This is a genomic window from Marinobacter sp. H13, assembly GCF_059072335.1.
On the sequence record NZ_JCACRU010000001.1, the window covers coordinates 698,237 to 715,163 of the forward strand.

11 protein-coding genes and 1 pseudogene are annotated in these 16,927 nt (G+C 57.0%); 5 read left to right on the forward strand and 7 right to left on the reverse strand.

The features are described 5' to 3' along the window. The first annotated feature begins 67 nt into the window (after positions 1 to 67). The 4 genes from AC5JQH_RS03275 (at position 68) to yihG (ending at position 4,889) form a co-directional block, all read left to right on the forward strand. On the forward strand, positions 68 to 625 hold the full coding sequence (locus AC5JQH_RS03275; RefSeq protein ID WP_092030965.1) for a YfaZ family outer membrane protein: 558 nt from the start codon (positions 68 to 70) through the stop codon (positions 623 to 625). A 137-nt stretch (positions 626 to 762) separates the two neighbouring features. After that, a complete protein-coding gene (locus AC5JQH_RS03280; protein ID WP_493805301.1) occupies positions 763 to 2,937 on the forward strand; it encodes a hypothetical protein in 2,175 nt (724 codons plus the stop codon). A gap of 89 nt (positions 2,938 to 3,026) precedes the next feature. Next, on the forward strand, positions 3,027 to 3,962 hold the full coding sequence (locus AC5JQH_RS03285; RefSeq protein WP_273157281.1) for a glucosaminidase domain-containing protein: 936 nt from the start codon (positions 3,027 to 3,029) through the stop codon (positions 3,960 to 3,962). Between the two features lie 12 nt (positions 3,963 to 3,974). Continuing rightward, positions 3,975 to 4,889, forward strand: a complete 915-nt coding sequence (gene yihG / locus AC5JQH_RS03290; RefSeq protein ID WP_493805302.1) for a 1-acylglycerol-3-phosphate O-acyltransferase, YihG family — start codon at positions 3,975 to 3,977, stop codon at positions 4,887 to 4,889. Here the strand turns inward: yihG and AC5JQH_RS03295 are convergent. The 5 genes and pseudogenes from AC5JQH_RS03295 to zapE form a co-directional block, all read right to left on the reverse strand. Continuing rightward, on the reverse strand, positions 4,855 to 7,557 hold the full coding sequence (locus tag AC5JQH_RS03295) for a LuxR C-terminal-related transcriptional regulator (protein WP_482902555.1): 2,703 nt from the start codon (positions 7,555 to 7,557) through the stop codon (positions 4,855 to 4,857). The two genes, yihG and AC5JQH_RS03295, sit on opposite strands and share 35 nt — an antisense overlap. Positions 7,558 to 7,771: 214 nt before the next feature. Continuing rightward, positions 7,772 to 9,133 (reverse strand): DUF1329 domain-containing protein, encoded by a 1,362-nt coding sequence (locus AC5JQH_RS03300; RefSeq protein ID WP_405420777.1) that lies wholly within the window; start codon positions 9,131 to 9,133, stop codon positions 7,772 to 7,774. Positions 9,134 to 9,166: 33 nt separating this feature from the next. Continuing rightward, positions 9,167 to 11,039 (reverse strand): annotated as a pseudogene (locus AC5JQH_RS03305) (DUF1302 domain-containing protein). A 624-nt stretch (positions 11,040 to 11,663) separates the two neighbouring features. Next, on the reverse strand, positions 11,664 to 12,848 hold the full coding sequence (locus tag AC5JQH_RS03310) for a thiolase family protein (protein ID WP_104269935.1): 1,185 nt from the start codon (positions 12,846 to 12,848) through the stop codon (positions 11,664 to 11,666). A gap of 36 nt (positions 12,849 to 12,884) precedes the next feature. Then, positions 12,885 to 13,982, reverse strand: a complete 1,098-nt coding sequence (zapE, locus tag AC5JQH_RS03315) for a cell division protein ZapE (RefSeq protein WP_493805967.1) — start codon at positions 13,980 to 13,982, stop codon at positions 12,885 to 12,887. 231 nt (positions 13,983 to 14,213) lie between these two features. On the opposite strand from zapE, the gene AC5JQH_RS03320 reads away from it, so the two are divergent. Continuing rightward, the gene (locus AC5JQH_RS03320; protein WP_008170195.1) at positions 14,214 to 14,654 is read left to right on the forward strand and encodes a Z-ring associated ZapG family protein; all 441 of its coding nucleotides are present in this window, start codon (positions 14,214 to 14,216) and stop codon (positions 14,652 to 14,654) included. A gap of 214 nt (positions 14,655 to 14,868) precedes the next feature. Here AC5JQH_RS03320 and AC5JQH_RS03325 read toward each other — a convergent pair whose 3' ends face one another. Both AC5JQH_RS03325 and hisC read right to left on the reverse strand, forming a co-directional pair. Then, entirely contained in the window at positions 14,869 to 15,612 is a 744-nt protein-coding gene (locus AC5JQH_RS03325) for a Nif3-like dinuclear metal center hexameric protein (RefSeq protein ID WP_493805303.1), read from the reverse strand. A gap of 166 nt (positions 15,613 to 15,778) precedes the next feature. Continuing rightward, positions 15,779 to 16,831, reverse strand: coding sequence for a histidinol-phosphate transaminase (hisC, locus tag AC5JQH_RS03330; protein ID WP_493805304.1), 1,053 nt, complete (start codon positions 16,829 to 16,831; stop codon positions 15,779 to 15,781). Between the last annotated feature and the right edge of the window lie 96 nt (positions 16,832 to 16,927).

A 16,927-nucleotide genomic window follows, 5' to 3' on the forward strand; every position in this document is an offset into this window, starting at 1 on the left:
GAGTGGCCCGGAACACCCCGTTAACATACCGGCAATTCTGCTAAAAACGTAACGAAGGTGCACATATATGAAAGCGTCCCGGATTTCCCTGATGATTCTCTCACTGGCTGCCGCGCCTGCCTTTGCAGGGGATGTCGACCTCAGCCTCACCAACGATTCGGTGAAGGGCCAGGTAAATTTCTTCGGCACCAACAACGACCTCCAGCTTGGCACCGGTTACACCTACCGCGAAGGTGGCCGCGATATTTTCAACGTTGATTTCCATGCCCAGGGCCGCACGGCAATCGGCAACCTGCCCACCACAGCCGGCATCGGCATGAGGGGTATCTATTGGGATCAAAGCCGCGCCGATGGCGGTGCTGTCGGTCTTGGCGGTTTTGCGACCGTCAATATCCCGGATGTCCCTGGCCTGTCGTTCACCGGTGGCCTGCACTACGCCCCCAGCATTCTCTCGTTTGGCGATTCCGATGATATGACCAGCCTTGAGCTGCGTGGTAGCTATCGGGTTATCCGCAACGCCGAGATTTTCGCCGGCTATCGCTATCTGAACACCGATATCGAGAACTCCTCACGAGACGTCAATCTCGATGAAGGCGTTATGGCGGGCATGAAGATTTTCTTCTGATTCCTGCCTTTTCTGAAACGGGCCCGGTGGGGCCCGTTTCGTGTTCCCTCCATAACCCTTTCGTGCTTTTCCTCACGCTTTCCCGAGAATCCGACTGTTAGACTGTCTGCCTGTATTTTCTGCACGGATAGCCAGGCATGCGATTCACTCTCGGTTTATTGCTCTCTTCGACTCTATTACTCACCGCCGGATGTGGTGGCGGTGACGATGCCATTGAGGGGGCGGCTAGTCAGCCCAATGACTTCGCAGGCAACAAGAACCCGGTGGACGATTTCAGCTCCGGCAACACCGGCGATTCCACCAACACCGGGGGCCTCGCCAGCAACGAAGTCCGGGTAACCATGGAGGTACCGGGTGGTGTCACCAGCGAGGGCGAGCCTACCCGCCGTAACCTGAGAATCGTACCGCCGGACAGGGTGAGTGTTTACTACACCAATCAGGCCCTGTCTGTGCTTGATGAACCCGCGATTTCCACGCGCACCGACAGCGAAGGCTTCACCATTATCGAATTCACCAATGGCCTGCCCCTGGGTCCGGATGTGATTATCGATGCCAGTTATGGCAACACCCGAATGCGAGCCCTGGCCGCCGATGCGGACCGGGATGTGAAGGTGAATCCTTTTTCCGAGTATCTGGTGCGTAACACGCTCAGCAGCTATACGGCCGGTGAGTTCCAGACAATTCTGGATTGCGTTGCCGATGAAGGCGGCGAGCTATGCCTGAACAAGTATGTGTGGTCGACCCTCGCCGATCAGGTCCACGACTTTGAAATTGAGATTCCTTCCAATGTTGGCCTCGGCGGTGCCCTGGATATTCTGGAAAATCGGGGAGACTTTGCCCGTTACGTGAGCGCCATGGCCGACTACGCGGTGCTCGATGAGACCTCCTCGGGAAAAATCAGCGCCAGTTCCGCAGACTACAATTCGGTATTCCTGGGCATCGAGTTGGGGCAGACTTTTCTCGAGCCTACCCTGAGCGGGTCCGGACAATGGGGTGTTCGAACAGCCCAGGAAGAGGTGCTGACCGATGATAATGGCACCGGCTATGTCTATCCGGCTCTCACCCTGACCAGCTTTGATGCCTTCAACATCCGAGTGACCTCTCTGGCCAACGATATCCCATACGATCGCGAGGCTCTGATTCACCAGGCGGGAAACGACTTCTTCGTGCGGGGCTCTGAATACTGGGAACGGAACACTCACTCTTCATCCCCCGGAGCAGCCACCCTGTTGGAAGACACTCGCCTGCTGGCAGGCCGGGCCCTGTATCAGAGCATTACCGGCCGGGGCAGCTCGAAAATTATTGGCTGGACTCGCAATCCCTATTACCTGGATGCCTTCACCAGCGCGCCCGTGGATGAGACCACCGGGCCGGATCGGGTGATCAGCGGCTATTTCAGTGCCGGCAAGGCTATCGAACTGGAAGCAGACGGGGATTCGTTGTTGCGGCTGGGGACTCTGGAAGACCAGTATCTTTCGGTTCTTGAAATCAACCTGCTTCGAAAGGAAGGTTTCGACGCGGACACCGTGAATGGCCGCGAATACAACATCTTGTACCTGGGAACCCGGTTCAGCGATGAAACAACACCCCTGGCCATTGAAGCAGGCGTTGGCCAGTGGCAGATTAACGGCGGCACGGTTAGCCAATCCCAGAGCTTTACAACGGTGCAGCGCGGTAGCTCAGGCACTGTCACCACTGATCCCACCGGCACCCGAACGGAATCCTGGGCCCTGAGCAACCGAACCTCCCGGCTCAGCAAAGGCGATGTGGATATCGGCCGGCTGAACCTGGACATTACCACCGCCTCCGGTGATTTCCAGCAGCCGGATATCGGCATCGGTGCCAGCACGCCGGACGGCAGCCTGATGGCGTTCAATCTGGACGACAGCCCCCTGGGAGACGGCATCCTGATTGCGGCCGAGCAAACCGCCAACAGCGCACCCGCCACGGGCCAGTTCCGGCTTCAGGGTGTAGCCCTGGCATTGGCGCCAGACACAAACCGTCTCCGGCATTTTGAAAATGCACTGCTAACCATTGATTCCTCCAGTGCCGCGACGCTGTCCCCGGTCGCGCTGACCAGTACCCATATGGTCGACAACGAAACAGTGACGAAACCCGCTCTTGAGAACCTGCCGGACATTGCCCTGACCTATAACAGCCAGGCCGGCGATGGCCAGGTGCAGTTCAGTGCCGGCAACCTTGTGCTGGAGGGCTTCCACACCGCCAGCCAGGACCAGTTTTACCTGCGTTTGCGAACCACCGAGGGCAATGAGGACCAGATCGGCCTGGTGATTGCCACACGCCTGCCCTGACCGCGGCAGCACAGGACAAAACCCAAGAGGCAGACGCTCTCGTATAACCTGTTATAATTGTTGTTGTATCGACTTTAACGAGAGGTTTTATGTCTGCGGGTAAACGGGCGGTCATGCTGATGGTTCCCTTGATTGCGTTTGCGATCGGGGGCGGTTTCTATACACCACAGGCGAGTGTTGACCAGGGCGATTCTGCTAACTCGGGTTCCGAGCCTGCCCTCTCCTCCCTGCCGCCTCTGCCGACCTGGGCCAATGACGATCTGCCGAATTTCTCGCAGTACCAGGACACCACCGAGAAAAAAGCCGCGTTCTTTTCGTTTCTGTACCCGAGAATTGTTCTGGCCAATTCCCGGATTCTGATTGAGCGCGACTACCTGGACAGTCTGGCCAGCAAGGAAAGCCTGACCAGCAAGGAATACAACTGGCTGGCGCAGCAGTCGGAGCGGTTACGAGTGGATGCCGAGCCCGGCAGCGACGAGCAATTTGCCCTGCTACGCAAGCGCCTGGACGTGATTCCTCCGTCCCTGATCCTGGCTCAGGCTGCCAACGAATCTGCCTGGGGCACCTCCCGTTTTGCCACCAAGGGCAACAACCTGTTCGGCCAGTGGTGTTTTTCCAAGGGCTGCGGCCTGGTTCCCCTCGGTCGTGCCGAAGGCGCCAGCCATGAAGTAGCGAAGTTCTCTTCGCCCTACCGGTCGGTTCGGGCCTACATCCAGAACCTGAACCGCCACCCCACCTACCAGTTGCTGAGGGACGTTCGGCTGAAAGACCGCCGCAACAATTCGGCACTGTCCGGACTGGAACTGGCAGAAGGCCTGCTCGGCTATTCCGAGCGCGGCGAGGAATATATCGAAGAAATCCGGGCCATGATTCATTACAACAACCTGGAATTCTACGACGACGATTTCCGCAGCGTGGTCCGGGATATCGACCCCAGCCGTCTTGAGCAACTGGCCTCAACGAAAGCGGAAGCCGGGTTGTTACCCCGCCAATCCTCACTGACCACCAACCCGGCTGAAGGCTAGAGACCCGACCCCATGCTCTATTTTCTCCCTGCGCCGCTGAAGGGGACTTTGGCGGCCCTGGCCATCCTGTGTAACACCCTCGTGCTGTTTCCCGTTCTTCTGGTGTTCGCGCTGCTTAAGCTCGTGCTGCCGATTACCGCCGTGCGCAAGGGCTGCACGGTGATCCTGAACAACATCGCGTGGGTGTGGATCGGCTTTAACAACCTGCTGATGGATTTCCTTCACAAAGTCGACTGGGACGTTCGCGGGGTGGAGAACCTCAGCCGGGAGCACTGGTATTTTGTCACCTGCAACCACCAGAGCTGGGCCGATATTCCCGCCATTCAGTATGTGCTCAACAGCCGGATTCCGCTGCTGAAGTTCTTCCTGAAAAGACAGCTGATCTGGGTGCCGTTTCTTGGCGTTGCCTGGTGGGCGCTGGACTTTCCCTTTATGCACCGCCACACCAAGGAACAGATCGCCAAACGCCCTGAGCTGAAGGGCAAGGACGTGGCTGCCACCCAGGCCGCCTGCGAGAAATTTCGCTACACCCCGGTGACGATTTTCAACTTTATGGAAGGCACCCGGTTTACGCCGGAGAAGCATGACCGCCAGAACTCACCTTACAAGCACCTTCTGAAGCCCAGAGCGGGTGGTACCGCGTTCGTGCTTGGCGCCATGGGCGAGATGATTCATACCATGCTGGATGTCACCATCGTGTATCCGGAGGGCCGTGCCGGCTTCTGGGATTACCTGTGCGGGCGTATCCGCAGGATCATTATTGAGGTGCGGACGCGTGAGATCCCCCGAGAATTCCTGGGCATGGATTACGAGAACAACCGGGAAACCCGGATCGCGTTTCAGCGGTGGGTGAGCGATATCTGGGCCGAGAAGGATGCCCGGATCGATGAGCTTAAAGCAGTCCCAGCTCCCGGGCCCGGACAATAGCCTGAGTCCGGGATTTTACTTCCAGCTTGGCATTGATTCGGCGGGCGTGAGTTTTCACCGTGTGCAGGGAAATGTGCAGCTTGTCGGCAATTTCCTGGTTCGACAGCCCTTTGGCAATCAGTTCAAGCACGCCCTGCTCCCGCTCGCTGATCGGCTCGGCCAGTGTGTCAGCGCCTGATACGCTGGCCTGCAACTCGAACAGCTCACCGAGCGCCTCCTTGAAAGCATTCTCAGGCAACTGACCAAAGCCCTTACTCATCAGTTCCTGCAACTCACCACGCAGTTCCCGGAACGGACTGATGAAATGCTCGGCAGCGGCTTCGGCAACGACTGCCGACAGTATTTTCAGCGCAACCACTGCCCCTTTTTCATCCAGAACAATCACCGCTTCCAGCAGGCGCATGTGCAGCTCAACACCCCAGGGAATAGCCCCCTCGTAACGCTCACGGATACCCTGGAGCGTTTCCCGCGCTTTTATCAGGTCACCACGGGCCAGATCGACCCGCACCTGCAGGCAATCCAGCAGACCCGGCATCATCGGGAACAGCTCTGGCACACAACCGGCTTCCCGATACGGGGCCAGCTTACGGACCGCCTGATCCGCGCTGTCGATCTGGTTCTGGGACAGCCAGCAATTCGCTTTAAGCGCCTCCAGTACGGGTACAAACAGCGACTCGTCAACCTGCCAGGAATGCATGGTGCGTTCTGCCCGCCCGATCCAGACGAAGGCGTCGTCGAGCCGGCCTTGCCCACGGCACATCAGCACTCGGATGGTCATCGCCAGCAACAGCCCCAGATCCCGGGTCTGTTCCGCGTGGCGGCCACAGGTAACGAGCAAACGGTCCGCCTCGGCTTCCCGGCCCTGATGCCAGAGCACCAGCACCAGGTTCAGCTGCAGACGGGTCTCGCCGATACGAGCAGGACGAGCCAGCTCCTGCATGGCAGTGTCGAGGCCAGTGCGCAACAACTGCTCGGCGTGTTTGAGAGCGCCTTTGCCAAGTTCGATGCGGGCATGGGCGTAAACCGCCAGGGCTTCCGAGCCGGAATCGCCGGCTTCCCGGGCCAACCTCGACGCCGCGCGGTTGGCTTCCCGCGCTTCCTGGAACCGACCTGCTGCGCACAGGGCACTGGAGCGAACCATCTGGGTGACCAGTTGTCCCTGGGTACTGAGCTCACCTTCGGCCAGGGCTCGATCCGCCATTTCCAGGGCCGGGCCAACACTGCCCTCGCCTCGCAGAATAAACGCTCTCAGAGCACAGATGCGTGCAGCCTGTTCTTTCTGCTCATGCTCGGCCAGGCCGTCAATCAGAGCTCGCGCCTGGCGGAACTGGCCGCCAATCGCATGAACCCAGCTGTAGACAATCCTGAGACGCACGCTCCGTTCCAGCAGCTGTGCCGGCAGGCTCTTGCGAAGTCGCAGAAGCGAAGCAGTATCCTGCCCCAACAGCAGAGCCTCGGACCCTTCCGAGGCAATCCGAATGACCTCCTCCGCATCGCCAGCCAGCAAGGCGTACTTGAGTGCTTCCGGGAACTGGTCACGCACGCCAAACCACCGACTTGCCTGCAGCATTCGCTCCGAATAACCGGCCATGACCGGCGACTTCAGCCATTCCTGCAACAGCGGATTCAGCCGGTACCAGCGACCACGACCCGGCATCGACTTGAGGGGCAAACCCCGCTCGGCAGCCTGGGAGGGAACAAAGCCGGTTTCCGGCAGGAAGGGCTCAAGGGCCAGAAACAATTCATCGGAACACAGTTCAAGCTCGGCGATCCCACGCATGGAACGCATCTGGCCGGGCGTCAGATTGCCCAGAACCGATTCTTTGAGAAAACGCTCAACGCTTGGCGCTTCCTGGATCGGTTTGCGTTCAATCGTCTGGTACACCTCTCGGCGATACAGCGCTAGTGGCGTCGCCCAGCCCTCAGTCATGTCATAGAGGTTATCGACAGCAACACTGGTGAGTTCGCTGTTTGCCGTCGCGGGCCGAAAAAACTCGAAGGTTTCGGAACGAGAGAATTCAAGCGCTTCAGGCCCTATGCGGGTAAACCGGTTTTCCAGCTCAAGGCTGTGTGTTTCGAAAGGCAGTGCCTTGCGCGAAATCAGAACGATGGAGGAGCCAGCCGGAAAGTCCACAATCAGTTGGTGGAGCAGGTCCACAACGGCGGGGTTGCTGAGATGCTGGAGATTGTCCAGCACCAGAACCCGTGGCTGACTGTCACCGGTGCGAGCCAGCGCTACCTGCATCATCGACAGTGTATCGGAAAAGGTGGCGCCACTCTGAATCCCCTGCTCGGGGGGTTCGGGCAGATCCAGGGCAATGGCGAGCAGTGTCAGGAAGCGGGACGGTGCATTGTCCTGGGAGTTCAGGGCAACCCAGCGAACCTGATCGGTAGCCATTTCTGCGCCACCAAGCGCACTGACCACGGCGTGAGATTTGCCATAGCCACAGGGCGCTTCCACAAACAGAACGCTTCTGGAAGTCAGTGCTTCAGAAATCTTGCCATTGAGTCTTGGCCGGGCCAGGGAATCGGACGGAACCGGGGGAATCTGAACCCGTTGCCTGAGCAGGTCTCTGACCAGCTCGCCTCTTTGAAGACCACTATTCGCCGACTGAAATTCATCGTTGGCTGCACAGCCATCATTGAATGGTTTCACGCACTGCCCCATTTAACTCCGGCCTGAACTGCCTTGCACCGCCGGAAAAGTGGATCTTGCACTGACTTTTTATTGACGACCTTTACCGGGTACGCCTTTAGTATGATAGGAAGGTTAAACCAATTGAGGGGTGGGCTGCAAAATTTTGACGTGAAAGGATTTTATCGAGTGATAAAAAAACGACGGACCCAAAGGCCCGCCGTTTTTTAGCGGTTCGGATGAACGCTTACCGTGTACCAGCGCGCCGCAGTGCGGCCGGCGAGTAGTCCCTGGAGCGACGTTCAACGCCAAACTCATAGGGATTTTCTTCTTCGTTGGTCAGACCAAGCGCGAGGTACCGGCCAGAGAGCAGGTCGTACAGCGTCTCAATGGCGTACCAGGGCACTTTCTGATCATAGAACTGCATATTGTGGGCTTCTGCAACACGCCAGAGTTCGCCACGGCCGTCGTAGTGATCAATGACAGATGCCTGCCAGGAGTCCTCATCAATGTAGAAGTCACGCTGGGCATAGATGTGGCGGGCCCCTTCTTTCAGGGTTGCGCGAACATGCCATACACGGTGCAGCTCGTAGCGAGTGTAATCCTGATTGATATGACCAGCCTGAATAATCTGGTCATAGCTCAGACTGCGATCGGTCAGCTTGTAGGAGTTGTACGGAATGTACATTTCCTTCTTGCCAACCAGCTCCCAGTTGTAGCGATCCGGAGCACCGTTGAACATGTCGAAGTTATCCGAAGTACGCATACCGTCAGACGCGGTACCCGGTCCGTCATACGCTACCTGAGGCGCCCGACGAACCCGACGCTGACCGGCGTTGTAAACCCACGCACGGCGAGGCTCGGCAACCTGGTCGATGGTCTCGTGTACCAGCAGTACGTTACCGGCGAGACGTGCCGGAGCGGTAATGGCCTGCTTGAAGTAAAATAGAACGTTCGCATCCTCGTCCGGATTGTAATCCGAGAGGTAGGTACGCCAGGTAAGCTCGTCCTGGAATTTCACAACAGAGAATTCACCACCTTCAGTCGGCGTCACCTGACCAACGGTACGCTGTACAGAACCACCTCTGTAACGGGTAATGTGGTTCCAGATTGCCTCCAGACCATTCTGAGGGATCGGGAAGGGGGTAGCAGACTGGTAGTTGCCCAGGCCATTACCATCCTTGATCAGCTCAACGGTGGTTGCATTCTCAACGGTCTGCTCCATAACTTCCTTCGGATAGGCCGCAGAACGGTGGGTTTCATACACCGGCATGAAATAATCGTTGTAACGCTTGATCATCGCAACCTGCCCCGGGGACAGTTTGTCTTTGTACTGATCAACGTTGCTCTGATCAATGGTGAACTTCGGCTCTTCGTTGGGGTACGGATTTACGTATATGCCGTCACCCTTGTAGTTGGGCGGAGGGGTAGTCAACCCACCTGTCCACGGGGGGATTTCACCGCCATTGCCGGCTTTCATCGCGCCTATCGGTGTCAGCGAATCACCCAGCTTGGCCGCTTCTTCAGCAGAAACCGCACCCCAGGCCTGGCCGGCAAAAATGCTAGCTGCCAGAACGCCTGTGGCCAGTAGTTTCTTGTTCAGTTTCATTTAAATTCCCTCGTTCAACGAATTCGTACCGGATCAGAATGAGTATGAAATGCTGGCAGTCACGTAATCGCGGTCGGTCAACTCATTATACGGCTTTCCGTCAAAATAGTTCGTGTAACCGATATCGGCACTGATAACGTTCTGGTAAACCGCTTCCACGGACACGCCAATCGCCTTGCTGCCCTCGTTGAATGCTCCGCCGGGCTGCGGGCTGTAACCTTTGACATCGTGGCTCCAGGCCAGTTGCGGTAACAGGTTTATACCGGCAAACGCATCGAGATAACTCCACACAAACCGGGTGCGGTAGCCCCAGGAGAAATCGGTAGTGAAGCCTTCATTGTTGCAGTAGTTGGTATTGATGTTAAGTGCTTGACCCGTCTGACCGGAACCGTCACACGCCCCGCCCGGGAGCTGACCTATGCCAAACGTGCCTGACCTGCCATAACGAGCGGTGTCGTAATCGGGCAGGTCATGTACGTAAGTCGCGCCAAATTCGGTAACCAGGGTAAGGCGGTCCGCCCCCATTACCTGCTCAAAGAATTTGATGAGCGTGAACTGGGCCTGAGATACGCCGTACTCATCCCAACCACTTACAGCTTCACCGTTGAGCGATGCACCACCGGCTTCAGCTTCGCGAATAACCTGCAACTGACTGGCTGGCTCGCCAGTTTCTGGATTCACAACTTCGTTGCCGCCATAAAGGAGTTCGAAGGCGTTCCATTGCAGGGGCATCTTGTCACGATAAGAGTATTCAGCACCCAGTGACCATCCGCCCGGGGTGGTGGTATTGATACTCACGCCATACAGGTTGATGTTTTCCGGGTACTCAATGAAATACAGGGGCAAGTTCTGGCCATTCTGCGGATCACGGACAACACCGCTCACATACGGCAGACGGCTGTTGTACTTGATGTAGTAGAAACCAAGCTCCGAATCATTCAGCTGCGGCAAGTACCAGCGCATGGCAACGCCAAACTGATCCTTGGCATCCGCCTCCCTGTCTCCGACACGATCTGCAACCAGGCCTTGTGCAAGTGCCTGTGAATCAGACAGCTGGCCGGCAAGCAGAACCGGACCACATCCGTCAGCTGCGAAATCGTTGGTTGAGAAGAAGGTTCCGCAGTCATCCGGACGAACTGGCTCCCAGTCCGCCTGCACAAAAGTTTCCAGTGTAATATTTTCAGTCACGCCGGCAGACATGTAGAACATCTCCACGGGCAGCAGGGCGTCTTTAAGCTCGGAGCCCGGCGCCCGGCGCCCGGAAAGCGGGAACGTCTACAGGGTTGATGATATTGATACCGCCCTGAATAAACGTACTTTCGCCCCAGCTGAGAACCTGCTTGCCATAACGCAGGCTGACCGGAATCTGGCCAAAGTACCAGTCCGAGAATACATAGGCATCCAGAATTTCACCACCGGAAGCATAGTCCTTGGCATTTTGATTCAGCTCGCGGCGCTGACCGACAAAATCAACGGCACGGCTTTCATCTTTCAGTTCAAAATCATACCAGTAGCGGCCTCGAAGCAAACCACCAACACGGGTAAGGAAAGAGCTGTCGACGTTGTAATTGAGGTAAAGCTCGCTGTTACCCTTGACGATTTTGGAGTAGGTATCGCCACTTTCGAAGTTGAGGTTGCCGTCGTCGTAGTTGTTGGAGGAGGCGCCGATGTTTTCCAGAGCACCGCCCGGAGCGTACTCGGGGCCAAGGTTACCCTGGGCGATAAGGCGTTTGTCGCGATCTTCGACCCGCCAACCGGCACCTGCGGACAGCGTGGTGTTGAACTGGGCTTCCACATCTCCCACGTAGAACGAATAGGCGGCTGCGTGACCGGACACTCCCGCCGCAACTGCCACGGCAAGCGGTAATTTGGTCCAACGCTGCCATTGATGTGTTTTTCTTGTCATTGGAAGGCTACTCCATTGTTGTTCTGAGTCGCTGCTCTGATTATTGGTGTTCACGATGTATTGGAGGCTTCGTGCACAGTGCTCGTGATGTTGGCACTATAGCTAACGCCTTCGGGCGCTTTGATCAGTCAAAAGTATGATTTTGCTATCATCCCCCTGTAAACTCCGTTTGCCGCCGGGTTCCGTCGCACAGAATCACTATAGACAACAAAATTAGATGCAACCACTTTGGTTTTGGTGGTTTTTTTCGCTTTAAACTTGGGAGCAAGCACTGCCGCCGGGGTGAGCCTTCCGGGAACCGCTACGAGCACATCCATGTGCGCTTGTTTCGGGCCATCCATGGCCCTCTACATTCCCGGAAGGCTCACCCCGACGTCAGCGCCCATAGTTCCGATGTAATCTGCGACTCAGATGTCACCAGATTCACGACAAAAGGAAGCTTCGGCACCAGTGCCTCGAAAAGCCTTCTCGTATTGTCAGGGGCAAGGGGCGGTCGTCTTTCTGAAACTGTCGGCAGCATGGATGCTGCCGTCAAGCCTACAGGGACGTATTTACGGCGTGTTTCAGAAAGACGACCGCCCCTTGTCCAACAACCGAAGCAAAAGAGCTATACAGGATTCCTGCTTAAAGCATCTCAATAGCCATGGCCGTAGCCTCGCCGCCACCAATGCAAAGAGCTGCAATGCCCTTCTTTTTGCCGTAACGCTGAAGAGCATACATGAGGGTGACCAGCAGGCGGGATCCGGTGGAGCCGACCGGGTGGCCCTGTGCGCATGCGCCGCCGTGGATGTTAACTTTCTCGGGGTCCAGGCCTAGTTCGCGGATGGGCATCATGGCGACCATGGCGAAGGCTTCGTTGATCTCGAAGAGGTCGACGTCGTCTTTGCTCCAACCGGTTTTGCCGAATAGGGTTTCGATAGCGCCAACCGGCGCGCAGGTAAACTCGGCAGGATGCTGGGACTGGGTGCTGTGACCGACGATTCGCGCCAGGGGTTTGAGGCCGCGTTTTTCAGCCTCGGACTCGCGCATCAGGAGCAACGCGGACGCGCCATCTGAGATCGAAGAGGCATTCGCCGCTGTGACGGTGCCATCTTTGGCGAATGCCGGGCGGAGGCTCGGGATCTTGTCGATGTTGGCGTTGTGGGGTTGCTCGTCGTCCTCGACAATCACTTCGCCTTTTCGGCTTTTCACGGTTACCGGAATGATCTCGTCTTTCAGCAGGCCTTCCTCAATGGCTTTTTTGGCCCGAGTGAGGGAGGTGATGGCGTATTCATCCATTTCTTCCCGGGTGTAGCCTTTCTTGTCCGCCATTTCCTGGGCAAAGGCGCCCATCAGGCGACCAGTTTCGGCGTCTTCGAGGCCGTCCAGGAACATATGATCCTGGGGTGCCTGACCCGGGCCCATGCGGTAGCCGCTGCGAACGCCCTGCAGGATGTAGGGAGCGTTCGACATGCTTTCCATACCACCGGCAACCATGATGTCGTTGCTGCCGGCTTTAATCAGATCATGGGCGAACATGGCGGCTTTCATGCCGGAGCCGCAGAGTTTATTGATGGTGGTGGCTCCAGTGTGGTCCGGAAGACCAGCCTTGCGCATGGCCTGGCGGGCCGGGCCCTGTTTTAGGCCGGCAGGCAGGACGTTGCCCATAATGACTTCCTGCACGTCCGCGGGCTGCAGACCAGCGCGTTTTACGGCCTCGGCGATGGTGATCGCTCCAAGATCGGTTGCGCTGACACTGGCCAGGCTACCCTGGAATCCACCCATGGGGGTACGAACCCCGCTTACGATAACGACGTTGTCTGTGCTCATTTCTGAATCTCTCTGTTGGTTGTCTGGTAGTTTTTTTTATGGCTTATGCGGTGCTTCGAGGTATTCCCGGGACTGCATTTCCAGCAGTCGGGATTCGGTGCGCTCGAATTCGAAGCCGAGGCGGCCGCCGGTGTAAAGCTCGGTGATAGGTGCCGCCGCCGAGATGATGACTTTAACGTTGCGGTCGTAAAATTCGTCAATCATGTTAATGAACCGACGCGCCTGATCGTCTTTTTCTTTGCCCAGGACGGGCACGTTGCTGACGATGATGGCGTGGAACTGCCGGGCCATCTCGATGTAATCGTTCTGGCTTCGTGGGCCGTCGCAGACGTCTTTGAAATCGAACCAGACCACGTCGTCTGCGTGCGCCTGGGCCGGAATTTTACGGCCGTTGATTTCCATCGTTTTGCTGTGTTTTCCGGCCTCAACCGCCAAAGCATCGAAACTTTTGCGCAGACTGACGTCTGCATCTTCATCAAGAGGCGAGTGGAACAGTTCCGCCTGCTCGAGCGTCCGCAACCGATAGTCTACGCCGCCATCCACGTTGACCACGTCGGTGTGCTTCTTGACCAGCTCGATAGCCGGCAGGAAGCGGGCCCGCTGGAGACCATCCTTGTAAAGACCATCCGGGACGATATTAGAAGTGCACACCAGCGTGACGCCACGGCTAAACAAGCCGTCCATCAGGGTGGCGAGAATCATAGCATCGCCAATGTCGGACACGAAAAACTCATCGAAACAGATAACCCGGGCTTCATCGGCAAACTTTTTCGAGACCAGCTCGAGTGGATTCTTCTCGCCCTTGAGGGATCTGAGCTCGCTGTGTACCCGCTGCATGAAGCGGTGGAAGTGGACCCGCATCTTGCGATCAAAAGGCAGCGACTCGTAAAAGGTGTCCATGAGGTAGGTTTTGCCGCGGCCTACCCCGCCCCAGAAATACAGGCCCTTGACCGGCTCTGCCTTGCCTTTTTTGAGCTTGCGGAAAAGTTTGGCCTTGGGCTTGGTACGATCCCTTTCGGCTTCAACAAGTTTGTCGTACAGTGACTGAAGGCGCTTGACCGCATCTTCCTGGGCCGAGTCCTTCTGGAAATCCGGGCGTTCAAGATCCTTTTGGTAACGTTGCCAAGGGGTCATGGTCGCACTGGTTTCGGAGGACATCGCAGCTGTCATCAAGGTATTCCCGGAAGTTGATCGTAAATTTGGGCGCCATATTGTCTCGCATTTGGCGATTTTTCGCCACGTTGGCCGCCTGGGCAGCAATACGACGATTGGCGCAGGCCACAATCATGGGATGATGGAGCCTGGGGCGTTATACTCGTCGAACAGGGGCTTGGCTCACTTCTAGGTAAAAGGACGACACAGCATATGACAAACCTGATTCTGGCAGCGATTGCCGCATTGGTTGTTGGCATTGTCATCGGGGTATTTGTTGGCCGTTCCGGGCAGGGAACGTCGCTTCGGCAGCGCCGGGCGGAACAGCAGATTGAGGAACTGAGAAGCGAATATACCCGCTACCAGGCCCAGGTGAACGAGCATTTCATGGAGTCGGCCCATTTGCTGCGCCGCTTCAACGATGCCTACCGCGACGTGAACCAGCATATGGCACGCGGCGCCAACCGTCTTTGCAATGACGAAGACTGGATGGAGGAGTTGGCGCAGGAGACTTCCAAGAAGCGCCTGGAAGAGGTTCGCGAGGACGCTTCCGAGCCGCCGCGGGATTATGCGCCCAAGACAGATCCTAAGGATTCCGGCACGCTTGCTGAGGACTTTGGGCTCAAGAAGGGTGATAAGGCTCAGCAGGCCTAACTCGCATAGATCTGGTAATTCGGCTTATTGCAGGACTGATGGTTTGGGAGAGGGAGCATGGTATGTGCCCCTTTCCGGGAACCGCTACGAGCACATCCATGTGCGCTTGACGTCGGCCATCCATGGCCGCCGACATTCCCGGAAAGGGGCACACACCACGCTCCATCCGTCTAGGTGCAATTCTCAACGACCGAAAAGCTATCCTGCTAACGCATCAAACGGGATTATCGCAATCGATGAATTTGTGAGCGACCCCAAACTCCTCCACTAGCGCTTTTCCGAGAGCCTGAACGCCGTAGCGTTCGGTCGCGTGGTGTCCGGCAGCGTAATAATGAACGCCGCACTCCCTTGCCGTGTGCGTCGTCGGCTCGGAGATTTCACCGCTGATGTAGGCATCCAGGCCAGCGTCCAGAGCAGTGTTAATGAACCCCTGTGCAGCACCGGTACACCAACCTACCCGTTTGATCGCAGCCGGACCCTCGCCAACCCAGAGCGGTTCACGGTGAAGCTGTCTGGCGATGTGAAGACCGAACTTCTCGGGAGACATTGCTTCTTCCAGCTCGCCTTCCCACACCAAACCACCTAACGGGCGCGGGTTCTTGATGTTGAGAATGTTCGCAAGCTGACGATTGTTGCCGTATTCGGGATGGTCATCCAGCGGGAGGTGGTAGGCGACAAGATTGATATCGTTGTCCAGGAGTTGCTTCAAACGTTCTCGTTTCATCCCCTGAATGCGCTGATCCTCGCCTTTCCAGAAGTAACCGTGGTGGACCAGGATCATATCGGCGTTTGCTTCGATCGCAGCTTCGATCAGAGCCTTTGAGGCCGTTACGCCAGAGATGACGGTTTTAATTTCAGGCGTGCCTTCAACTTGCAGGCCATTGGGACAGTAATCCTGGAAATTATCGGGTTGGAGCCATTCGTTGATTTTCTCAAGGATGTCGCTTCGATTTGCCATAAAAACTCCACTCCGGACTATTTCAGAGAAGCTCGAGGAGTGAGGCAGACGCCCCTTCCCGGGAATGTCGGCGGCCAAGGATGGCCGACGCCAAGCGCACATGGATGTGCTCGTAGCGGTTCCCGGGAAGGGGCGTCTGCCTCACTCTACCCGCCAACTTAGCAGGCTAGAGGGACCGGAGCCCCTCAATCAAAGCATCATTCTGCTCAACAGTGCCAATAGTGATTCGCAGAAATTCGCTAATTCGGGGCTTATTGAAGTGCCGGACGATAATACCCTGCTCCCTCAGGCCTTTGGCCAAAACCTCGCCCGGCTGATCTTTATGACGGGCAAAGATGAAGTTTGCCTTGGAGGGTAACACCTCGAATCCAAGATCTTCGAGGGCGGTAATTACACGCTCGCGCTCGGAGATCACGCCCTCGCAGCACTTCCGGAACCAGGCCTCATCCTCGTAGGCTGCTTTCGCACCGGCGAGGGCCAGGCGGTCCAGCGGGTAGCTGTTGAAGCTGTTCTTGACCCGGTTCAGGGCCTCGATCAGGTCCGGATGACCGACAGCGAAGCCTACGCGCAACCCCGCCAGCGAGCGGGCCTTGGAGAGCGTTTGGGAGACCAGCAGGTTCGGGTATTTGTCGACCAGGGTGATTGCCGACTCGCCGCCGAAATCAATGTAGGCCTCATCCACCACCACGACGCGGTCGGGGTTGGCCGCCAGGATCTCTTCAACATGCTGCAGCTCGAGATACCGACCGGTTGGCGCGTTCGGGTTCGGGAAGATGACGCCGCCGTTGGGTTGCTTGAAGTCGTCCGGGTTGATTTCAAAGCTTTCTGTCAGCGGGACTTTTTGGCTCTCGATGTTATAGAGGCCACAGTAAACCGGATAGAAGCTGTAGGTGATGTCCGGAAACAGGATCGGTTCGCCGTGCTGAAACAGACCGAAGAAGATGTGTGCGAGGACTTCATCGGAGCCGTTGCCGAGGAAGATCTGTTCCGGCTTTATCTTGTGGTAAGCCGCAATGGTCTCGCGCAGGCTTTCGCCTTCCGGATCGGGATAGAGGCGCAAGCCGTCGTTCAGTTCGGCCTGGATGGCTTCGATGACTTTTGGTGAGGGGCCGAAGGGGTTTTCGTTGGTGTTCAGCTTCACCAGGTTGGCCATTTTTGGCTGTTCGCCTGGGACGTATGGAACCAGGTCGTTTACCAGGGGGCTCCAGAATTTGCTCATCGATTATGCACTCCATTTGGTGCAGACGGGCGACAGGCAGGTCACTCTCCGAGAACAGCTACGAGCACCCGCAAGCGGGTCCGGCCAGCAATCTCA

Coding starts and splice junctions, on each gene's coding strand:
- AC5JQH_RS03325 (WP_493805303.1), bottom strand. CDS start 15,612: ATGGCAAATCGAAGCGACATCCTTGAGAAAATCAACGAATGGCTCCAA.
- AC5JQH_RS03275 (WP_092030965.1), top strand. CDS start 68: ATGAAAGCGTCCCGGATTTCCCTGATGATTCTCTCACTGGCTGCCGCG.
- AC5JQH_RS03295 (WP_482902555.1), bottom strand. CDS start 7,557: ATGGGGCAGTGCGTGAAACCATTCAATGATGGCTGTGCAGCCAACGAT.
- AC5JQH_RS03300 (WP_405420777.1), bottom strand. CDS start 9,133: ATGAAACTGAACAAGAAACTACTGGCCACAGGCGTTCTGGCAGCTAGC.
- AC5JQH_RS03280 (WP_493805301.1), top strand. CDS start 763: ATGCGATTCACTCTCGGTTTATTGCTCTCTTCGACTCTATTACTCACC.
- AC5JQH_RS03285 (WP_273157281.1), top strand. CDS start 3,027: ATGTCTGCGGGTAAACGGGCGGTCATGCTGATGGTTCCCTTGATTGCG.
- hisC (WP_493805304.1), bottom strand. CDS start 16,831: ATGAGCAAATTCTGGAGCCCCCTGGTAAACGACCTGGTTCCATACGTC.
- yihG (WP_493805302.1), top strand. CDS start 3,975: ATGCTCTATTTTCTCCCTGCGCCGCTGAAGGGGACTTTGGCGGCCCTG.
- AC5JQH_RS03310 (WP_104269935.1), bottom strand. CDS start 12,848: ATGAGCACAGACAACGTCGTTATCGTAAGCGGGGTTCGTACCCCCATG.
- zapE (WP_493805967.1), bottom strand. CDS start 13,982: ATGACCCCTTGGCAACGTTACCAAAAGGATCTTGAACGCCCGGATTTC.
- AC5JQH_RS03320 (WP_008170195.1), top strand. CDS start 14,214: ATGACAAACCTGATTCTGGCAGCGATTGCCGCATTGGTTGTTGGCATT.